This is a genomic window from Thiohalophilus sp., from assembly GCF_034521165.1.
Lineage (GTDB): Bacteria > Pseudomonadota > Gammaproteobacteria > UBA6429 > Thiohalophilaceae > Thiohalophilus.
Map to the genome: position 1 here is coordinate 82,331 of NZ_JAXHMV010000016.1, position 18,407 is coordinate 100,737.

Sequence of the window (18,407 nt, forward strand, 5' to 3'; positions counted from 1 at the left end):
ATCATTTCAGGTCCCTTCAGGCAGCCTCCTGCTGCTCCATCTCATCCTTGTATTCGCCTTTGCTGGCCAGCGCATTGAGTCTGGCCCGATGCAATAACGCCTTGCGAGCCGCATCCACCTGGCCCGTATCGCCCTTCCAGGTGCTCAATGCCTGATGCTGCAGGGCGCGGGCATAGGAGAAGGTCAGTTGCCAGGGCAATGAGAGAGTCCCGGCCAGCCGGTTCATGGTGTTCAGGTGCTGCGTGGCCTGCTCATCGCTCTGCCCGCCGGAGAGGAAAGCGATCCCCGGCACCGCCGCGGGAACAGTCTGCTGCAGGCATTCGAGCGTGCGCTCGGCCACTTCCTGGATGCCGGCCTGTCTGGCGTTCTCCTTGCCACTGACCACCATGCTGGGTTTGAGTACCATCCCCTCGAAGAAAATATTCTGCCGATAAAGCTGTTCGAAGACCGTATGCTGGGTTTCGCGGGTGATGGCAAAACTGTCCTCGATGGAATGGCCGCCGTCCAGCAGCACTTCAGGCTCAACGATGGGCACCAGCCCGGCTTCCTGACACAACGCGGCATAACGGGCCAGCGCATGGGCATTGGCCTCGATACAGGCGCGGCTCGGCAAGCCTTTGTCCATGTCGATGGTAATCACGGCGCGCCACTTGCAAAACCGGGCGCCGAAGCCGCGATATTCTTCCAGCCGTTCACGCAGACCATCCAGCCCTTCGGTTACCTTCTCGCCCGGATGCAGCGCCAGATCCTTGGCCCCGGTATCGACCTTGATGCCGGGAATAATAGTCTGCTGTTGCATCAGTTCGATAAACGCCTGTCCCTCGGGATTTTTCTGGCGGATGGTCTCATCGTACAAAATCGCGCCGCTGATGTACTCACCCAGTCCCGGCGTACCGAGTAGCAAATCCCGGTAGGCAATCCGGTTGGACTCGGTGTTCTCCACACCGACAGACTGCAGGCGCTTGCCGCAGGTCGGATTGCTTTCATCCATCGCCAGAATACCCTGTCCGGGCGCCACCATGGCCCGGGCGGTCTCTTTCAGTGCAGCGTAATCCATTGTACGACCTCCTGTAATTAGTTGACTTCGCTCTCCGACCCGCTACCGAGAGCATCCGGTGCTGTCGACGGTCGGGCCGGTAACGCGCTGAATTTTCCTGGCCCTAAAGCTAGCGTACAAATTCGCTGACGGCTAAAAAATATTGTTTATGGCCTGCAATGCAACGGATAACATTATTCACAGTGCAACATAATAAAGGCACAAACATGGCGCCAGACGGGCGTTCACAAGCCGGCAAAAAGTACCGGGGAATAAGTTGTTACAGAAAGTGCAGGATTATGGCTGTTTGATAACTTCAGTTTATTGATTAAAAAAGCCAACCAGCAACCGCCTTCACCACGAGGGTATCAGGATAAAAAACGGATCTGTCACGGGATGACAGATCCGTCTGTGGCGTGCAGTTAGAAAATCGGCCTCAGAATTTGTAGACCGCGCCAATAGACATGGAGGAAGGACTGCCACTGGCGGCGATGGTCAGCTCATCGCCACGGCCCCGTCGATCCCCTTGTAGCTTGCATTGACGTCATTGTCGGTCAGAGTATAGCCAGTAATATTGTCAGAAGAAGGATCGGCGGAATACATGGCACACAATTCCAGTGCATCGAACTGATTCCGGTACATGACAGCATTGTCGGCCCTATCATCAAGGACATTGTTAAAAAGATATATCCGTGACAAATAAATTGCATTTTCTCATTAAAGACTCCTGTCATAAAAATGGATGACAAGTATGATAATTTGACTATGCTTTCATTATAACATTGCCCGAGGCCCGCATGTTCATGCGTACTGTCTCGACATTCAGCGACAACACAGGTGACACAATGACCGACATTACTGCGTTACTCGGCAACGAGGCCGACGATCTGCTCAGCCACCGTTGTACCACCCTGCCCGATACGAACCTACACCTGCCCGGCCCCGATTACCTGGAACGGGTGGTGGCGCGCAAGAACCGCAAACCGGCGGTCTTGCGCAACCTCAATGCCATTTTCCAGCATGGCCGGCTGGCCAACACCGGTTATGTCTCGATTCTGCCGGTGGATCAGGGTGTGGAGCATACCGCCGGTGCGTCTTTTGCCCCGAATCCCGCCTATTTTGATCCGGCCAATCTGTTTGAACTGGCGATACAGGGTGGCTGTAATGCCATCGCCTCCACCCTTGGTGTGCTGCAGTCGGTCGCCCGGGACTATGCCCATAAAATTCCGATGATCCTCAAGATTAATCACAACGAGGTGCTGAGCTATCCCACGCACTATGATCAAACCCTGTTTGCCAGCGTCGACCAGGCCTTTGACATGGGCGCCGTAGCCGTCGGCGCAACGGTCTATTATGGCTCGCCCGAATCACGGCGCCAGATCATGGAAATCAGCGAGGCTTTCGAATATGCCCATTCACTGGGGCTGGTTACGGTTCTGTGGGCTTATCTGCGCAACAGCGACTTCAAACAACAGGACAATGACTATCACACGGCGGCGGATCTGACCGGCCAGGCCAACCATCTGGCAGCGACGATCGATGCCGACATCATCAAACAGAAACAGGCGACACTCAACGGCGGATTTACCGCCATTGGTTTTGGCAAAACGCACCCCGACATGTATGACAAACTGGCCTCCGAGCATCCGATTGATCTGGTCCGCTACCAGGTCGCCAATTGCTATATGGGTCGGGTCGGTATGATCAATTCCGGCGGCGCCTCCGGTGAAAACGATTTGCAGCAGGCCGTTCGTACCGCGGTCATCAACAAACGGGCCGGCGGCATGGGCCTGATCAGTGGCCGCAAGGCATTTCAAAAGCCCATGCAAGAAGGCGTCGCCTTGCTCAACGCCATTCAGGACGTCTATCTGGACTCGAAAGTAACTATCGCCTGATCGGACCATTCTTCGCAGGCTATACTCAAAACTCCCAGTTACGACTGACGCCCGGGTTGATGGACTCCAGTTGCTGAACGATTTTCTCGCGATTGGCCAACAAGGGCGCGTCACCCATGCGCTTGAGAACCTCTTCCTCGTGGGCATTGTGTTCGAGCATCGCCTGATAGAGCGGTTCCAGGGAAGTCTCGAAATGATCAAAATTACGATTTTTGATCACCGTGGCCAGATCGTTGAGTAGCCGCTCGAGATTGTCGTGCTCATACATCAGGTCGCCGATATCATCGTCCGGGTCCGCGACTTCCTGTTTGAAAAACGGGTAGATCACCTCGTCTTCCATTTGTATATGCAGTTTCAGATCATCAATCACGCTGTTGAACAGCTGCACCGCCGTTTTCCAGTCCTCGGCACCGGCAGCAAGCTCACATTGTTTGACGGTCTCCTCGAAACGGCGATGATCGTGTACCAGCCAGTTATCGGTGCTCTTTTCCGACATCGCTCCTCCTTATATGGATAGATCCGCCTACTTTTTCAGTCGGACGATCCCCATCATCTTCAACGCCATTTTTTCAAACATCGGCTCGGAAACGCCCCGTTTAATCTTGTACAGGAAGTATTTCTCAAAGCCTATTTTGGCCCAGTGGACCCATTTACCTTTTTTGAACCAGGTGACATTACGCGGTGGAATCTGCGGGATGGCCACAAACGCGGCACCGGTATCGCCCAGGTCCGCGAGGCAAAAGGCATTCCAGCTGCCCGTGGATTCGACCGGTTTGTCTTCCAGTTCGGCCTGGATATTGTTCACGATCGCGGTCACCATGGATTCGATCATATACCCCGTCTTCGGTGCCCCGGTCGGTACCGGGGTGGGCTCTACCGGTGGTATAGCGATACAGACGCCGGCCGAGAAGATATTGGAGTATTTCTTGCTGCGCTGATGTTCGTCCACCATGACGAAGCCACGCGGGTTACACAGTTCCGGCACATTGGCGACCGCATCGACCCCCTTGAAGGCGGGTAACATCATGGCATGTTTGAACTCCAGCTCATGCTGCTTTTTGACTTCGCCGTCTTCATTCAGCTCGTCGACATACATCTTGCCGTCTTCGACCCGGGTCGTTTTGGCGTTGGTGATCCAATTGATATGCCGATTCCGGAACTCATGCTCCAGCATGCCTTTGGAATCCCCGACACCGCCGAGGCCCAGGTGGCCGATATAGGGCTCGCTGGTGACAAAGGTAATCGGCACCTTGTCGCGAATTTTGTGTTTCTTCAGGGCCTGGTGCAGAATCGCCGCATATTCATAAGCCGGTCCAAAGCAACTGGCGAACGGGGCAGCGCCTACAATGACAGGGCCGGGATCTTCCAGCAGCTTCTGGAAATCGGCATAGGATTTTTCCGCATGATCGACGGTACAGATCGACTGGGTATAGCCGCCATCGGGACCGGTTCCCTCCACTTCGTCGAAAGCCAGCTTCGCCCCGGTGGTAATCACCAGGTAGTCATAATTCACCGTTTCGCCACCCTCGAGGTTGAGGGTGCTGTTGTCCGCGTCAATGGCATCGACGCGTTTGGCAATAAAGTTGATATTACGCTTCTCGAGATAGCGGCCGATCGACACGGTGATTTTCGGCCGGGTTCGCCAGCCGACCGCCAGCCAGGGGTTGGAGGGAACAAACTGAAAATAATCCGTCGCGTTGACGACGGTAATCTCATGCGCCTTGCCCAGCGCCTCGCGCATCTCGTAAGCGGCAGGAACGCCACCAATGCCAGCACCCAGAATTACAATATGTGCCACAGCAAACCCCCTTTCATAATTGATGCAAGTTATTAAAATATTTTGGCACAAAAAGCCGGAAAAGAAATTGACGAAAATCAGTAAAACCCCGATTTTTTTACGAATTTATCCCGCTGCGCCCCGATAGACATACAAATAGAAGCAGAATTCCTGGATTTTTCCCGCCGGGGTTCTGTGCCCCTCCTCACGGGAGCCCAGCAGCTCGAATTCCTCGCCGAGGGTCTGGTTAAGCAAACCGGCACTGTAGCGACGTACCGGAAGTCCGCTGCACATCGGCGGTCCATCGTGCGTAAAGGCGCCAATCACCAGGTGACCTCCCACCTGTAGCCCTTCGCGTAATGCCGCAATATAGGCCTGTCGGTCGGCTTCCCCGGTCAAAAAGTGGAATACGGCCCGATCGTGCCAGAGCCGATACGTACGCTGCGGCGCATACTCGGTAATGTCAGCCTGGATCCACGCCACTTTTGCCGCCTGCCGGCCAAGACGCTGCTGCGCCGCGAGCAGTGCCGATTCAGCAATATCCAGCACGCTCAGATCCGTATAACCACTCTCAAGCAGGCAGTCGACCAGCGTGGCCGCGCCGCCACCGATATCGATCAACGGCGCGTCATGCGGGCAACCGACAATGCGAATCAGCTCCAGCGAGACCTCGGGACGGGGCTGATACCAGCTGACCTCCCGGGCATCCTTATCCCGGTAAACCTGTTCCCAGTGCTGGCGACGCGAAATGGACATGCGGTGTCGAGATCCCGGTTTGACAAGGTACCTGCGCAGGCGATTACCCACGATAACCCTCTTTGTCGGTCATACGGGAGCATGGTGCCTTGATCGGGATCAAATCAGCTCAGGGAGGGGTGCAGGCTGTTGAGAAACAACCGGTTATTCGGTTCGGCCGGCATCCGGATTGGCGCGCTCGCTGGCCAGCGCTGTGTGCAGGGCCCGGATTTCTTCGCGCAGAGCCCGGATTTCCTGTTCAATCGCCCCGCTTTCCTGGTGGATAGTATTTTCAATCTCGCCTCGGTCCCGGGCATGATCGACCTCATGCATGCTCTGCATAGTATCCACAATGATGCCGATAAACAGATTCAGCATGGTGAAGGTCGCGATCAGGATAAACGGCACGAAGAACAGCCAGGCATAGGGATACTCCTCCATCACCGGCCGAACGATACCCATGGACCAGCTCTCCAGCGTCATGATCTGGAACAGGGTATACATCGAGGCGCCAATGGAACCGAACCATTCAGGAAAGGCGTCGCCGTAAAGGCCGGTCGCCATCACCGCGAAAACATAGAACAGCAACAGCATCAGACCGGCGATCGAGGCAATCCCCGGTACCGCATGCAACAGCGCTTCGACGATAAAGCGCAGCTTGGGCACCATGGAGATCAGGCGCAGCACCCGCAACACGCGCAGTGCACGCAACACCGCCAGCGGTCCACTGGCCGGGATCAGCGCAATCGCGACCACCACAAAGTCGAACACATTCCAGGCCACGCTGAAAAACCGCAAGCGATAGGCAAACAGCTTGATCCCAATCTCCAGTACAAATACAGCCAGGATAATACGGTCAGCCCCAATCAAAAACGGCCCAACCTGCGCCATCACCGCACTGGAGGTCTCCAGCCCGAGAATCACCGCATTGATAATGATCAGAACAACAATCGCATGCTGGATACGCCGCGATTCAATCCAGCGCCCGGCCCGGGCACGCAATGAAGCGGGATCCAGATCCCGGAGAATGACATCGACCATGGTATTTGCAGACTAGACGAAGTTTGACTGACACACCAGCCTGCCAACAGTAACAGACTGCCCTCCCCGAACCCGTGGCCCGGAGCGGTTAGAGTTTACCAGTTTTTTCCGCCCTCCCGGTAACCCGCCCTGCCATACCCGGTAAACCATGTTCCTGTGTAGAATTAGGCACCTTTGTTCCAGGGTGATAAAATACCCGCCCATGTTCCCCTCACTCCCACTCGAACTGCTGCTGGTAACCTGCGCCATCCTGCTGGCCGCCTATGTCTTTCGCGGCATCACCGGCTTTGGTTCCGGTTTGATCGCCATTCCGCTGCTGGCACTGTTCCTGCCGTTGACCTTTGTCGTACCCTATATCAGCGTCGTGGATGTCACCGCCTCCCTCGTGCATGGCTGGCGTCACCGCCGGCACACCGCGTGGCGGGATGTATTGACGGTCTTGCCGTTCACCGTGCTCGGGGTGGTACTGGCCCTCTATCTGCTGAAGCGCCTGGACACCTCGATGCTGGTTAACGCCCTGGGGGTGTTTGTGCTGTTATTTGCCGTCTATAGCCTCGTCGGTCCCGTGCTGAAACGCCAGATCAGTGCCCGCTGGTCGGTTGCCGCGGGATCGCTGGGCGGGATTGTGGGCACGTTGTTCGGTACCGGTGGACCACTGTATGTTATTTATTATCAGTTACGCGGTCTACCAAAGAGCGTATTTCGCTCCACCATTGCGACGGTGTTTTTAATCGAGGGCGGTATCCGCCTGTCCGGTTACGCCATAGCCGGGTTGTACAACCGCGAGGTCCTGCTCTGGATAGCCGGCTCGTTGCCGTTAATGGCGATTGGCCTGTATATCGGCGGCCATATTCATACCACCATTACCCAGCGTCAGTTTCAACGTGCTATCGGAGTCTTGCTTATCATCAGTGGCATGGCTCTACTGGTAAAATAGGGCTGTGTTCCGGAGTATTGCTGGCAAGACAATATCGACAAAACCGTGTGATATCGGGCTACTCATTTATCCAGCTAACGACCCGATCACGACCGGTCCTTTTGGCCTCGTAGAGCGCAGTATCGACGCGGCCAAGAACCTGTTCGGCAGTATCGCCAGAATTTATCATATAAACTCCGATAGACACACTCACCGGCGGGAGCAGACTGCCGTCATAATTTTTGACTTTATGCTCACGGATAAACTGCCGCAGTCTTTGCGCAATCGCTACAGCATTATGTTCGTTGGTATCCGGAAGAACGAGAATCACTTCCTCGCCGCCGTAACGAATCGCGGCATCATTATCCCGCAGGTTGTCGCGGACAATATTTGCAACAGATTGCAGAACACGATCCCCGGCCAGATGCCCATACTGATCATTGAATTGCTTGAAGTGGTCGATATCCAGCATCAGTAAACTGCAGGAGGGGTAACCGGCTTCCTGTTGCCGAAGTAACTCGGGCAGTTTCTCATTGAGCCAGTGACGATTTCGCAAACCGGTGAGCGAGTCCGTCTGCGCTTTTTCTGAGAATATCTTCTGTTTTTGCATGCCCTCGGTAATCAGTCTGTTATCTTCACGTAAGCGCGATGACAGCGCATGCAGGAAATTACGTGCCGCGACATGGGAGCGTTCGATCAATTCCCACCAGATAGTTTCGTGAACCGCCAGTAACCGGACCGGCGTCTCCGTCACGACGGTTGCGGAAGGCCGCTTGTGGTCGATCACTGACATCTCGCCCAGCCACCCTCCCGGATCAACATGGGCCTGCAGTCCGCCCCGCTGCGAATCAAACTGAACAACCAGTTGGCCGCTCAAAACAATATAAATCGTGTGATTATCCTTCTCGGGAGTGAGAAGAACCTGTTCTTCTTCCAGGGAAATAACTTCGCACTGGTGTATCAACCAGCTCAGGTCGGCCTGGCTAATACCCTTTAACAGGGATAATTCGGCCAGTTCGGCAGTGGAAACACTCCAGTTCATCACGCACCAATTAGCTATACCGTGTTAATTTTTTTCGTTTCCCTCCTTTGAGTACTTTTCCGTGATGTTACACGAATAATTTTTGCACAGACATAATTAAAAGTATCTAGGTATTTACCCTGATTTAACCCATGCGGTTTCTGGTACTGTGAACCAAGGCTCAACATTGCGGGATAGCTACCACCTCGTGATTCACGGTCAACTCATCTTTACGACGGTGCTCGACAACAGTGTTCCCCCCTGTCGATACGGAGAATGTCAGGTAGCGCTACGCGCAACCTGACCTGCGCCTCTGTCTGAAAACAAACAAGTCCCGGCTCAGAAGTGACTTCGCCAGGTAACATCCGTGTGGAGAATCTCAGGCGACAAGCGAACGATAGGCATGCCAGGTTGCATGCCCCAGTACCGGCATGATGATCAACAGGCCAAGATATAACGTTGCCAGGCCAATCGACAGCAAACCAACAATCAATACGGCCCACAGCACCATGACCAGCTTGTTGCGATTGACTACCTGGATGCTGGTCGCAACCGCATTGATGACCCCGCTTTTACGATCCAGCAACATGGGCCATGACACCACGCTGGTGATAAATACCAGCACCGCCAGTGCCGCACCGGTCAGGACAAACAGGGCAAACATGCCAAGGCCTTCCGGCGTACTGAACAACTTCTCGATCAAAACCGACACACTGAAACGGGTGCCACTCAAATACAGCGCACTCAACAGGGTGGTGAGACGGATCCAGGCAACCATGACGACCACATGGAAAGTCACAAGCAGGGCCACGTCGAATTTTCTCTCGCGAAACGCCAGCAAAGACCGGGCTAAACTCACCGCGCCACCTTGTTCGCGCTGGCGGCTGAGGTGATAAAGTCCCAGGGCAAGAAAAGGCGTGACCAGAAAAAAGCCTGTCACGAAAGTCATCACCAGTATCGGCGATTGCCAGGTAGCCGCTGTCAGAGCATAGCCCAACAGAATAAAAATCAGGCCATAAAAGCCGCTGAATAACGGCATACGGCGAAAATCCTGCCAGCCGGCTTCCAGCCAGCGCAGCGGCTCACTGATGTCAACCTGACGTATTTCCGGTAAATCCAGTGTGTGGTCATCATCAGAGATGGATGATTGCATACCTTCTCTCCCAGTGCGTGTTTAAAAACAGACCCTGTCTGTTCACAATCATGATAAAAGCACATCGGCTTTACCGGGTAAAGCCCGCCAAAGCCGAAATCCCTGCTGCGTGTGCCCAGGTGCTCACCTGCGCCGCCCTGCCATGTAGGTTTCGAACATGGCTGCCGTGACAACAATTACCCCGCCCGCCACGGTGGTCAGCACAGGCCATTCACCCAGCACCCAGGCGGCAAACAGTGTGGCATAGACCACCTGCAGGCAGGCCACCAGACTGGCGGTTTTAGCCTTGAAATGGCGCAAGCTGAAGGCAAACAATGTATGTGGCAAGGCGGTAAATACCACCCCCAGTAACAACAGCTGCCCCCACTGCACGGAACTGACCTGGGGGATCACCGCCGAACCAAACGGTAATAGCACCACAATCGTGATCAATATCTGGTACATCAGGGCCTGTTTGGCCGGATAGCGATTGAAATACCGGCCCTGAATAATATTGCGTAATGAAAACAGTAACGCTGACAGGATACCCCACAATACGCCCCGGGTCGTTGTATCATCCAGATGAAATTCAGGTACCAGCAGATAAATTCCGAATACCACTCCCGCGCCGCTGATCACATCGATCCAGTGTGGCCGCTCGCCATGAAACAGCGGCTCCAGAAACACCGTGATAACCGGGAAGGTGTAAAGGGCAATCACGCCCACCGCGATGGATGAAACCTGCATGGCATGAAAATAGGTGACCCAGTGACCGGCCAGCAGGACACCCAGCAATAATACAATGGCGTAATCCTGACGGGCTTGCAGGCCCAGCGGTTCCCCCTGCCAACGCATTACTCCCCATAAGGCCAGTACGGCGAACAGGCTTCGCAGCAGAGTAATCTCCAGCGCCGGCAGGGCGATGAGCTTGGAAAACAACGCCGTTAACCCGAACAGAAAAACGGCGGAGTGAACGGCCCACAGGCCTTTATGGCTCGCATGCATACTGGTGTACCCGGTTATGTTAACCCTGTTTAAGCTAACATAATTCCAGGCACGATCTGACTATGAAAAGGCCATCAAGCCGCGTCCAATGAGCGGACCAACTATGCAGGTGCTGTCTGGTGGATCTCGTCGTAATATGGATAGTCAGTATAACCTTTCTCATCCCCCCCGTAGAAGGTTGATGAATCCGGTTCATTGAGCGGCAAATCTTCTCTGAGGCGACGCACCAGATCCGGGTTGGCCAGAAACGGTACGCCGAACGCAACCAGGTCCGCATCCCCTTGTTCTATTGCGGTCTGTGCCCGCACTTTGTCGTAACCGTTGTTGCCCATGTACGGGCCGTGGAACTGATCGCGCAGTGCCCGGTAATCTAGTGTGCGGCTCTGGTTTATCATGTCACCTTCCAGCAGATGCAGATAGGCCAGTTCGCGTGAGTTCAACTGATTGATGAAATAGCTGAAATGCCCCTGCGGATCCGAGTCGAGCATGTCATTGAAGCTGTTCTCCGGTGTCAGGCGTACCCCGACCCGGTTTGCCGGCCACACCGTACCCACGGCATCGAGTACTTCGTTTAACAGGCGCATGCGATTCTCGACACTGCCGCCATACTGATCCTCGCGCTGGTTGGTGCCATCCCGCAGGAATTGATCGATCAGATAACCGTTGGCGCCGTGCACCTCGATCCCATCGAAACCGGCCTGTTTGGCCATGTTCGCGGCATGTTCATATTGCGCGACAATCCCCGGAATCTCATCGGTCTCCAGGGCACGCGGTTGAATAAACGGTTTGGGACCTTCGTAGGTGAATGCCTCTCCCTCGGGGCGTATCGCGGAAGGAGCCACCGGTGTGGCATTGCCCGGCAACAGATCCGGGTGGGAGATGCGTCCGCAATACCATAACTGAATGAATATCCGGCTACCGGCTTCATGCACGGCATCGACGATGCGACGCCAGCCCTCGACCTGTGCCTCGCTGTGAACCCCCGGCGTGGCCGGATAACCAACACCCTCGGGGGAGACTTGCGAGGCTTCGGTGATGATCAGCCCCGCCCCGGCCCGTTGCTGATAATAGGTCACCGCCAGGGGATTGGGCACATTGTCCTCAATGGCGCGGTTGCGTGTCATTGGCGCCATCACAACGCGGTTAGCCAGGGTCAGGTCACCGATTTTTACCGGTTCAAACAAAGTGGCAGGCATTCAGTTACTCCTTGTCAGTTCAGCGGATTCAGCGTGATTAGCCGTTATCATCGAATTTACTTGTCGGGATATTCCCGGGCAAAAAATATCTGACTCATTCAATCCGCAGCGATTGACCGCCAACAGGGCGAGCTGCTGCTTCTGTGCTGTCAGAGGGGCGCATGCTGGCCCCCGGCTGATTTTAAGTCACGATTCAATATTGACCCAGCATAGCTATACTTGAACGATTATTCAAATATTGCTATCATGCTTTATATAGTATGACTAAACTTACCATCCTTTCCTCCGGGCGAGTTTGAAGCAAGCCAGTATTTGATTTTGCGCTTGATGATGTTTACGCCGATACTGACGGCACCCGGCAAAGCACCAACAGTGAGACAGGATAATGCCACGTCCCATAGAATTCGATCGCGATGAAGCCCTGCGCCGCGCCATGAGCGTCTTCTGGCGTCAGGGTTATCACGCCACCTCGGTCAAGGATCTGACTGCCGCAACGCATTTGCAACCGGGCAGTCTGTACGGCACGTTTCAGAACAAACGTAGCCTGTTTATTGCCGCCCTGGACGCCTACTTCAGCGGCATCCGCGAGCGGATCCAGTCCTGCCTGCATAATGACGACCCACCGTTGCAACGACTGCGCGCTTTTTTCGATATGTTGATCGAAGAGATGGTTTGCGACCCGGAGAATAAAGGTTGTTTGCTGGTCAACACGCTGCTTGAAACGCCGGCCGAGGATACGGAGATCAACCGGCGTGTGAGCGACATGTTCGCCGAGGTGGAAACTGAATTTGCACACATATTGCAGGAAGCTCAATCCCGTGGCGAGCTGGATACCAGCCGGGATCCGCAAGCGCTGGCGCGCCTGCTGATTGCCGGTATCTACGGACTGCGCGTGTATCACAAGACCCGTCCCGAGGCACCAATGCTGCATGAGATCATCGACAATCTGTTTTACGCCCTTGGTGGCCCCACCCGGCATTGAACCGTGGGCCGGCGCTCGCTAGAGCCGCTTCAGGGCCTCGACAATGGCCGCCGGTTCCATGCGTTCCTTGTAATCCACATCGGCGGCTCCCGCCCGGATGATTCCCTCGCGGTCGATAATATAGGTAGCCGGCACCGGTAACACATAGCGACCATCACCGTTATAGTCGGCCAGATCGAGTCCGAAATTACGCCGGTAGACATCCACCAGTTCGATCGGAACCTCAAAATAGAGGTTGTAGGCTTTCATTGCCGAGCTATCCAGATCGCTCAGGATCTCGAATGGATAATCATCTTTTTTCACCTGTTCCAGCGATTTGTCCGGCTTCTGCGGCGTCACGGTGATCAACTGCGCGCCCTCGCCTTCGATTGCCGGCAGGCTTTCGCGCAGGGTATGCAGCTGAAGATTACAATAAGGACACCAGGCGCCGCGATAAAAGACCAGCACAACCGGCCCGTTTTCCAGCTGTTTGTACAGGCTGACTGACTTGCCAAAGGCATTGGGCAGAGCAAAGTCCGGCGCTTTCTTGCCCACTTCGAGCCCTGGATCCGGCATGCTGGCGGCCAGATCCTCGCCGGCCTGTTGCATGATCTGCCGATCTTCAGGGCTCAGCTTCGGTCCGTTCGATGTTTGCCTGCGTTCGGCTTCAAATTGTTCCCGCGCCTGTTCATAGCTGGGAACGGATTCGGCCGCCATCGCCGCCGGCGGCATCGTCAGGACGGCGAACAGAAAGGCAGGCAGTACCACTTGATACATCATGTGCATATTGCATCCTTTTTCACGTCAATGCGTATAGACTGCCCCTCAATCGCAGGGCAGTGCTTTTTACAAAAGCCGATATCAGGTAAACAGGCAGATATCGGACTCGCCGGCAAACTCGAAAAACATTGCCGCACCGCCATACTCAATGCCGTCGATAAAGCTGCTCTGTTCCATGTCAAACAGATCAACGGTCATCTGACAGGCGATCATTTTCACATCCGACTCAAGACACATCTCGCGCAAATCGCCCACGCTGGCCACGCCCTTGCTCTTGAGTTTGCTTTTCATCATCGAGGTCATAATCGACTGCATGCCGGGAATCGCGGTACCCAGTACCGGAAACCATTTGTCCATTCCCAGCGGCATGGGCATGCCGGGATTGCCCAGGGGCGAGACCTTCAGATCCAGATTCCGGCGCAGCAGTTGCAGGCCATAGAAGGTAAAAAATATCTGTACCTGATAGCCCAGCGCCGCGGCAGTGGAGGCCAGAATAAACGGCGGATACGCCCAGTCCAGCGTCCCCTTGGTGGCGATAATCGCCAGTTTCTTTTCATCACTCATGGTTAATCTCCCGCTCTCAGGCCTTTTGAATCAAAAAGTGAAATGTCCCGTTTTCCTCACGCGACTCCTGAAGTGCATTCCCGGTTTGTTTGGCAAAGGCCTCAAAATCCTTGACCGACCCCGGATCGGTGGCCTCGATATGCAACACCTGACCGGAGGCCATTTGCGCAATCGACTTTTTGGCACGCAGAATCGGCAACGGACAATTGAGCCCTTTGGCGTCCAGTTCCTGATCAAAAGTGGCCATAAGCTCCTCCTTACATTGGGTTATCGCCAGTGCGAACGTTATTTGTGAACGATCGCTCAATAATTGGCTTAACTCTAGCTTTAGTTGAGCGATCATTCAAGTACCGGATGACATTTCTTTTGCCAATGGCGCCTGTCAGCCCGTGGAGGCGGAAATAAACTAATGAGAAAACAGTGACTTGCGGTCCAACTGTCGGCCCCGGATACCCCGCCGACATGTCCCGCCGGCGAAATCCGGAAGCCGTACCTTACTGGTGAAATCGACTCTGCCGACGCACCGCCCCCGGCCCGAGCTCGAACTGCCTTTTGAAGGCCTTGGCGAAAGCGGCCTCATTCTGATAGCCGCACTGTTCGGCCACCCGGCGGGTACTGTAGTCGGTGGTGGCAAGCAAATCATAGGCGCGGTGCATGCGCCACTGCGTTATATAGTGCAACGGTGTCTGGCCGATAATCTGCTGAAAACGGGCGGCAAAGGCCGAACGGGACATACCGGCCTGCCGGGCGAGCGTGGCCACCGACCAGTTTGCCGCCGGTTGCTGATGAAAGGCATTCAGTCCCCGTGCCAGGCGCGTGTCCGCCAGGGCGGCCACCAGTCCTCGCGCAGGCCTGACCTGGGCCACATAGCTGCGCACCACCTGAATGAACAGAGTATCCGACAGGCGATTGATCACCGCATCGGCACCTTGCTGCCCGGTTTCCGCCTCGGCGATCATAAAATCGATCAGGCTCGACATATGCCCGGTGCCGCCCATCTGCTCGTTACGGATCACCAGGTAATCCGGCATGCTCTCAAGCAACGCGTTCCAACGCTGTTCACCAAACTCAAAATAACCACAGATCAGGCTCGTGGAAGATCCCTCGGACCCCGCTGGCGCCGGCTGGTTGCGAGGCACCGCAGGTCCGGGCGGCGTATCGCTGTTGGAGATGACATGCGCCGCGTCGTGCGGAAACACCACCAGATCCCCACCGCGCAACGGCTCCGGGTGCGTCCGATCCGGCCTGTGCAGCCAGGCATTGCCGCGCGCCACCACATGAAACGTTGCCTGCCGGGTTCCCGAGGTATCGACCGCCCACTGACCACAGAATCGGGAATGTAAAAACACCCGGGCATTGAGCCGGGTCGCATGGAGAATTTCACTCAGCGCATCCATTAGTCCATTCTAGCCGTGACTTCTGGATGAATAAACATAATTTTCGGACTTTCAGGCATAGTTAATCCAATTATCCAGGACTAATATTCCTCCTGTCAATTCAACAAGGAGACTTTTATGAAATCGCTATTCACTACCCTGGCCCTTCTGGCCGTTATGGGATTCACCACGCCGGCACTGGCGGCCACACCGACTACGACCGATGGCGTCACGACGATCCATCTGGATGAGTACAACGGCTATTTTGCCGCCCAGGAAACCCTGGCCAGTCTCAAACCCGGCAAATACAAATTTGTCGTGAGCAACAAGGCCGGCAAGGTCGTCGGATTTCAGCTGCAGGACAATGTGACCCATGAAACCATCGGCATGTTCCCCCTGGACCCGGGTCAAACCAAAAGCACCGTGATCGAGATCAGTGAGAACGGTTTTCGTTATCGCTGCCCGATCAACCCGACACCCTGGTATGAAGTCAATAATGTGAAAACGGACAAATAACCCCGCATCACCTGTAAAAAAGGTGAGATGCAACAATCCTGTTATCGCGCCGGACAGGGAGGGTCCGGCCGATAATCCGGTTTTACAGGGTTACGGGGCTCTCCTGGTTCATAGCACGGTTTTCCTCTCTCACCTGCTCGTCCTGATCGAAACTCTCACTCAGACTAATAACACTTCGATCGCTTCGTCGCCGGTGATAACGTAACGGTAGTATCACGAGCGCGATTCCTTCTATACTGTCACTGTCACATTAGTCAACGGCAAGACATTCAATCCCGTCCAACCCGATCGAGGCTCCTGAATGTGGATGCGAACAACCTGCAATCTTGAATTCCAACTGGCCTATCCCACGCCGCTGATTCTCATGCTACGCGCCCGCAGCGGGCTGCGGCAGTGGATTGCGCGGGAAAGTTATACCTTCGCCCCCGTGGTACCGGTCCAGGAGTACACAGACATTTTTGGTAATCTCTGCCAGCGCCTGATTGCGCCGGCGGGGGAGTTTTACGTACGCACCTCCGCTGATGTCATTACCCGTGACAACCTGGAAGAAGCCCCGGGCGGGGGATTCGTCGAAATTCCGGATCTGCCCGACAGCGTACTCATGTACCTGCTGCCAAGCCGTTATTGTGAATCGGACAAATTCGGCACCATGGCGCGGGAAATCGTCGAGGGACTGCCGCTGGGCTACGATCAGGTCGCGCGGATTAATCAATGGTTACGCAAGTCGATTCGCTATGCACCCGGGACCAGCGCTTTTCCCCTCTCGGCGGTCGAGATCAATCTGCAAGGCGAGGGGGTTTGCCGCGATCTCTCGCACCTGGGCATTGCCCTGTGCCGCGCACTCAGTATCCCCGCACGCCTGGTGGTGGGTTATCTGCATGCCCTGGAACCCATGGACATGCATGCCTGGTTCGAGGCCTATGTGGACAATCACTGGTACACTTTTGATCCGACCGAAAGTACGTTGCGCGGCGGCCGGCTTGCCGTGGCCTACGGACGCGACGCGGCGGATGTGGCGATCTACACCCAGTTCGGCCCGCCGGCTACCTTCAGTGACATGCAGGTTCAGGTTGCACTTCTCGATGTCCCCCCTGGCTGACACACCAGCCTCCACCTCACGGGTTAAATCAGGGCGCTGAAAAGACGCTCGCTGGCAGATTCAGCCTCAATTCAGCTCGGGTTGATACGCTAATCCTCCATTCAGTGAGGATACCGTTATGTTTTATACCATCGAAGTCGAACTGGATTACGACACCCATCCCTATGAGGAAACACAGAATATATGGGACTGTTTGCATCGCGAGTTACTGGCCGCCGGCTTTCGTGCCGATTGTAATCGCTTTACGATTCATCTGCCGCAGCAAAAGGCCCGACAACTTGCCCGTCGCAGCATGGAGCAACTGGAGCATCAGCTGCGCCAGGAAGGCCGGAGCCTGTATCATTATCTGCGCGAGTTTTATGGTTATCCCACAAACTGTGCCGACAATCTTCTGCTACCACCAACCAGCACGATAGAAGTCAGACACCGTTTTGAGTAACACTAGCGCAACAAGTTCTTGAGTTTATCTTCCGCTTTCTGTTTTTCTTCCTCGATTTTGCTGTCCGCCTCATCCTTCAGCCGGGTTTTCTCTTCCTCCACCCGCGCTTTTGCGCCGGCCTTGAGCTTGTCCAGTTCGGCATCGATACCTTTCTTTTTCACCTCGTTCCGGGCGGCGTCCATCAGTCGCTGCAATATTTCTTTTGCCAATTCGCTCGCTGTTGCCCCCTGACTACCGCCCAGGCCGGTCATATTGATATTGGGAAGGTTGAGTTCGTAATCTTTATCGAGCGGCGTCACTTTCGCATCAATCCGGCCCTGCTCGAAGGTGATCCGCCGGATGATCAATCTCGGTTCTGCGGACGTTTTGTCTGCAGGTTTGTCCTGTTTCGCGGACGGCTGACCGGCTGTGAGATTCTTTTTCAATTCATTCAAATTGGTCTTTTTATTCGCGTTGACCTCAAAGAAAACTCTCGGATCACGTACCGTAATATGGTTAATTACATACGGTTCTTCCCTGATCGACTTGAGATCGATCCCGATCCCCGTCTCGCCCAGCGAGATGGCATGACGTAGTTCAAAGCCTTTTGGATTGGCGACGGTGAGACCGAAGATAGCCCCATCGCCTTCGCCAAGCTTGATCCGCACCCTGTCGACCTGAACAGCGGTTTGCGTTGCCTGCGAACCGTATTTTTCGATCGCCGCCTTGACAATCGAATCAAGGTTGGTCAGCACATAAAAAATACCGGCAATGATCGCAATCACTACCAGGGCGACAAGGCTGAGTATCACTTTTTTCATCTTAAACCACCCGAATGAGTGCTGTTTAGTTTACATACACAACTATCAACATAGTTGACCGATAGAACTTGATCAACACATCATGCCCCAGAACCATTTTTTGAGGATTTTATTATTA

Annotated in this window: 21 protein-coding genes; 6 read left to right on the forward strand and 15 right to left on the reverse strand. The window is 54.8% G+C overall.

Annotated features, from left to right (window positions below; all coding sequences use genetic code 11):
- Positions 1-16: 16 nt before the first annotated feature.
- Together U5K34_RS14945 and U5K34_RS14950 are read right to left on the reverse strand one after the other, a co-directional pair.
- Complete coding sequence (locus tag U5K34_RS14945; protein WP_322569202.1) at positions 17-1,057, reverse strand: class I fructose-bisphosphate aldolase; 1,041 nt, start codon at positions 1,055-1,057, stop codon at positions 17-19.
- Between the two features lie 474 nt (positions 1,058-1,531).
- Entirely contained in the window at positions 1,532-1,678 is a 147-nt protein-coding gene (locus U5K34_RS14950; RefSeq protein WP_322569203.1) for a hypothetical protein, read from the reverse strand.
- A 203-nt stretch (positions 1,679-1,881) separates the two neighbouring features.
- On the opposite strand from U5K34_RS14950, the gene U5K34_RS14955 reads away from it, so the two are divergent.
- Positions 1,882-2,931 carry a class I fructose-bisphosphate aldolase gene (locus U5K34_RS14955; RefSeq protein WP_322569204.1) on the forward strand — a complete coding sequence of 350 codons (1,050 nt, stop codon included), beginning with the start codon at positions 1,882-1,884 and terminating at the stop codon, positions 2,929-2,931.
- A gap of 25 nt (positions 2,932-2,956) precedes the next feature.
- Here U5K34_RS14955 and U5K34_RS14960 read toward each other — a convergent pair whose 3' ends face one another.
- The 4 genes from U5K34_RS14960 to U5K34_RS14975 all read right to left on the reverse strand — a co-directional run bounded on the left by U5K34_RS14960 (position 2,957) and on the right by U5K34_RS14975 (position 6,484).
- Entirely contained in the window at positions 2,957-3,427 is a 471-nt protein-coding gene (locus U5K34_RS14960) for a hemerythrin domain-containing protein (protein WP_322569205.1), read from the reverse strand.
- 27 nt (positions 3,428-3,454) lie between these two features.
- Positions 3,455-4,729: an NAD(P)/FAD-dependent oxidoreductase gene (locus U5K34_RS14965; RefSeq protein WP_322569206.1), complete on the reverse strand. Its 1,275-nt coding sequence runs from the start codon at positions 4,727-4,729 to the stop codon at positions 3,455-3,457.
- 105 nt (positions 4,730-4,834) lie between these two features.
- Entirely contained in the window at positions 4,835-5,464 is a 630-nt protein-coding gene (locus U5K34_RS14970) for a class I SAM-dependent methyltransferase (RefSeq protein WP_322569207.1), read from the reverse strand.
- Positions 5,465-5,608: 144 nt separating this feature from the next.
- Positions 5,609-6,484 carry an ion transporter gene (locus tag U5K34_RS14975; RefSeq protein ID WP_322569208.1) on the reverse strand — a complete coding sequence of 292 codons (876 nt, stop codon included), beginning with the start codon at positions 6,482-6,484 and terminating at the stop codon, positions 5,609-5,611.
- A 202-nt stretch (positions 6,485-6,686) separates the two neighbouring features.
- On the opposite strand from U5K34_RS14975, the gene U5K34_RS14980 reads away from it, so the two are divergent.
- Entirely contained in the window at positions 6,687-7,421 is a 735-nt protein-coding gene (locus tag U5K34_RS14980) for a sulfite exporter TauE/SafE family protein (protein WP_322569209.1), read from the forward strand.
- Positions 7,422-7,479: 58 nt separating this feature from the next.
- On the opposite strand, the gene U5K34_RS14985 is transcribed toward U5K34_RS14980, so the two are convergent.
- From U5K34_RS14985 to U5K34_RS15000, 4 genes are all read right to left on the reverse strand, one after another.
- Positions 7,480-8,442 (reverse strand): GGDEF domain-containing protein, encoded by a 963-nt coding sequence (locus U5K34_RS14985; protein WP_322569210.1) that lies wholly within the window; start codon positions 8,440-8,442, stop codon positions 7,480-7,482.
- A 358-nt stretch (positions 8,443-8,800) separates the two neighbouring features.
- Positions 8,801-9,574 (reverse strand): DUF2189 domain-containing protein, encoded by a 774-nt coding sequence (locus U5K34_RS14990; RefSeq protein ID WP_322569211.1) that lies wholly within the window; start codon positions 9,572-9,574, stop codon positions 8,801-8,803.
- A gap of 123 nt (positions 9,575-9,697) precedes the next feature.
- Positions 9,698-10,558, reverse strand: a complete 861-nt coding sequence (locus U5K34_RS14995; protein ID WP_322569212.1) for a DMT family transporter — start codon at positions 10,556-10,558, stop codon at positions 9,698-9,700.
- A 101-nt stretch (positions 10,559-10,659) separates the two neighbouring features.
- On the reverse strand, positions 10,660-11,754 hold the full coding sequence (locus U5K34_RS15000; protein ID WP_322569213.1) for an alkene reductase: 1,095 nt from the start codon (positions 11,752-11,754) through the stop codon (positions 10,660-10,662).
- Between the two features lie 385 nt (positions 11,755-12,139).
- Between U5K34_RS15000 and U5K34_RS15005 the strand changes: the two genes are divergently transcribed.
- Positions 12,140-12,736, forward strand: a complete 597-nt coding sequence (locus tag U5K34_RS15005; protein ID WP_322569214.1) for a TetR/AcrR family transcriptional regulator — start codon at positions 12,140-12,142, stop codon at positions 12,734-12,736.
- 18 nt (positions 12,737-12,754) lie between these two features.
- On the opposite strand, the gene U5K34_RS15010 is transcribed toward U5K34_RS15005, so the two are convergent.
- From U5K34_RS15010 to U5K34_RS15025, 4 genes are all read right to left on the reverse strand, one after another.
- Positions 12,755-13,501: a peroxiredoxin-like family protein gene (locus tag U5K34_RS15010; protein WP_322569215.1), complete on the reverse strand. Its 747-nt coding sequence runs from the start codon at positions 13,499-13,501 to the stop codon at positions 12,755-12,757.
- 75 nt (positions 13,502-13,576) lie between these two features.
- Positions 13,577-14,059, reverse strand: coding sequence for a sulfur carrier protein DsrE2 (gene dsrE2 / locus U5K34_RS15015; RefSeq protein WP_322569216.1), 483 nt, complete (start codon positions 14,057-14,059; stop codon positions 13,577-13,579).
- A gap of 16 nt (positions 14,060-14,075) precedes the next feature.
- Positions 14,076-14,306: a sulfurtransferase TusA family protein gene (locus U5K34_RS15020; RefSeq protein ID WP_322569217.1), complete on the reverse strand. Its 231-nt coding sequence runs from the start codon at positions 14,304-14,306 to the stop codon at positions 14,076-14,078.
- Positions 14,307-14,553: 247 nt separating this feature from the next.
- Entirely contained in the window at positions 14,554-15,456 is a 903-nt protein-coding gene (locus U5K34_RS15025; RefSeq protein WP_322569218.1) for an AraC family transcriptional regulator, read from the reverse strand.
- A gap of 156 nt (positions 15,457-15,612) precedes the next feature.
- On the opposite strand from U5K34_RS15025, the gene U5K34_RS15030 reads away from it, so the two are divergent.
- The 3 genes from U5K34_RS15030 to U5K34_RS15040 all read left to right on the forward strand — a co-directional run bounded on the left by U5K34_RS15030 (position 15,613) and on the right by U5K34_RS15040 (position 17,489).
- On the forward strand, positions 15,613-15,951 hold the full coding sequence (locus U5K34_RS15030) for a hypothetical protein (protein ID WP_416224118.1): 339 nt from the start codon (positions 15,613-15,615) through the stop codon (positions 15,949-15,951).
- Between the two features lie 301 nt (positions 15,952-16,252).
- Positions 16,253-17,050, forward strand: coding sequence for a transglutaminase family protein (locus U5K34_RS15035; RefSeq protein WP_322569220.1), 798 nt, complete (start codon positions 16,253-16,255; stop codon positions 17,048-17,050).
- A gap of 118 nt (positions 17,051-17,168) precedes the next feature.
- Positions 17,169-17,489: a hypothetical protein gene (locus tag U5K34_RS15040; protein WP_322569221.1), complete on the forward strand. Its 321-nt coding sequence runs from the start codon at positions 17,169-17,171 to the stop codon at positions 17,487-17,489.
- 2 nt (positions 17,490-17,491) lie between these two features.
- Here the strand turns inward: U5K34_RS15040 and U5K34_RS15045 are convergent, their stop codons facing one another.
- Positions 17,492-18,289, reverse strand: coding sequence for a hypothetical protein (locus tag U5K34_RS15045; RefSeq protein WP_322569222.1), 798 nt, complete (start codon positions 18,287-18,289; stop codon positions 17,492-17,494).
- Positions 18,290-18,407: the final 118 nt, after the last annotated feature.

Coding starts and splice junctions, on each gene's coding strand:
- U5K34_RS15005 (WP_322569214.1), top strand. CDS start 12,140: ATGCCACGTCCCATAGAATTCGATCGCGATGAAGCCCTGCGCCGCGCC.
- U5K34_RS15000 (WP_322569213.1), bottom strand. CDS start 11,754: ATGCCTGCCACTTTGTTTGAACCGGTAAAAATCGGTGACCTGACCCTG.
- U5K34_RS15045 (WP_322569222.1), bottom strand. CDS start 18,289: ATGAAAAAAGTGATACTCAGCCTTGTCGCCCTGGTAGTGATTGCGATC.
- U5K34_RS15030 (WP_416224118.1), top strand. CDS start 15,613: ATGGGATTCACCACGCCGGCACTGGCGGCCACACCGACTACGACCGAT.
- U5K34_RS15035 (WP_322569220.1), top strand. CDS start 16,253: ATGTGGATGCGAACAACCTGCAATCTTGAATTCCAACTGGCCTATCCC.
- U5K34_RS14960 (WP_322569205.1), bottom strand. CDS start 3,427: ATGTCGGAAAAGAGCACCGATAACTGGCTGGTACACGATCATCGCCGT.
- U5K34_RS15025 (WP_322569218.1), bottom strand. CDS start 15,456: ATGGATGCGCTGAGTGAAATTCTCCATGCGACCCGGCTCAATGCCCGG.
- U5K34_RS14970 (WP_322569207.1), bottom strand. CDS start 5,464: ATGTCCATTTCGCGTCGCCAGCACTGGGAACAGGTTTACCGGGATAAG.
- U5K34_RS14975 (WP_322569208.1), bottom strand. CDS start 6,484: ATGGTCGATGTCATTCTCCGGGATCTGGATCCCGCTTCATTGCGTGCC.
- U5K34_RS15040 (WP_322569221.1), top strand. CDS start 17,169: ATGTTTTATACCATCGAAGTCGAACTGGATTACGACACCCATCCCTAT.
- dsrE2 (WP_322569216.1), bottom strand. CDS start 14,059: ATGAGTGATGAAAAGAAACTGGCGATTATCGCCACCAAGGGGACGCTG.
- U5K34_RS14985 (WP_322569210.1), bottom strand. CDS start 8,442: ATGAACTGGAGTGTTTCCACTGCCGAACTGGCCGAATTATCCCTGTTA.
- U5K34_RS15020 (WP_322569217.1), bottom strand. CDS start 14,306: ATGGCCACTTTTGATCAGGAACTGGACGCCAAAGGGCTCAATTGTCCG.
- U5K34_RS15010 (WP_322569215.1), bottom strand. CDS start 13,501: ATGCACATGATGTATCAAGTGGTACTGCCTGCCTTTCTGTTCGCCGTC.
- U5K34_RS14995 (WP_322569212.1), bottom strand. CDS start 10,558: ATGCATGCGAGCCATAAAGGCCTGTGGGCCGTTCACTCCGCCGTTTTT.
- U5K34_RS14980 (WP_322569209.1), top strand. CDS start 6,687: ATGTTCCCCTCACTCCCACTCGAACTGCTGCTGGTAACCTGCGCCATC.
- U5K34_RS14990 (WP_322569211.1), bottom strand. CDS start 9,574: ATGCAATCATCCATCTCTGATGATGACCACACACTGGATTTACCGGAA.
- U5K34_RS14950 (WP_322569203.1), bottom strand. CDS start 1,678: ATGTACCGGAATCAGTTCGATGCACTGGAATTGTGTGCCATGTATTCC.
- U5K34_RS14945 (WP_322569202.1), bottom strand. CDS start 1,057: ATGGATTACGCTGCACTGAAAGAGACCGCCCGGGCCATGGTGGCGCCC.
- U5K34_RS14955 (WP_322569204.1), top strand. CDS start 1,882: ATGACCGACATTACTGCGTTACTCGGCAACGAGGCCGACGATCTGCTC.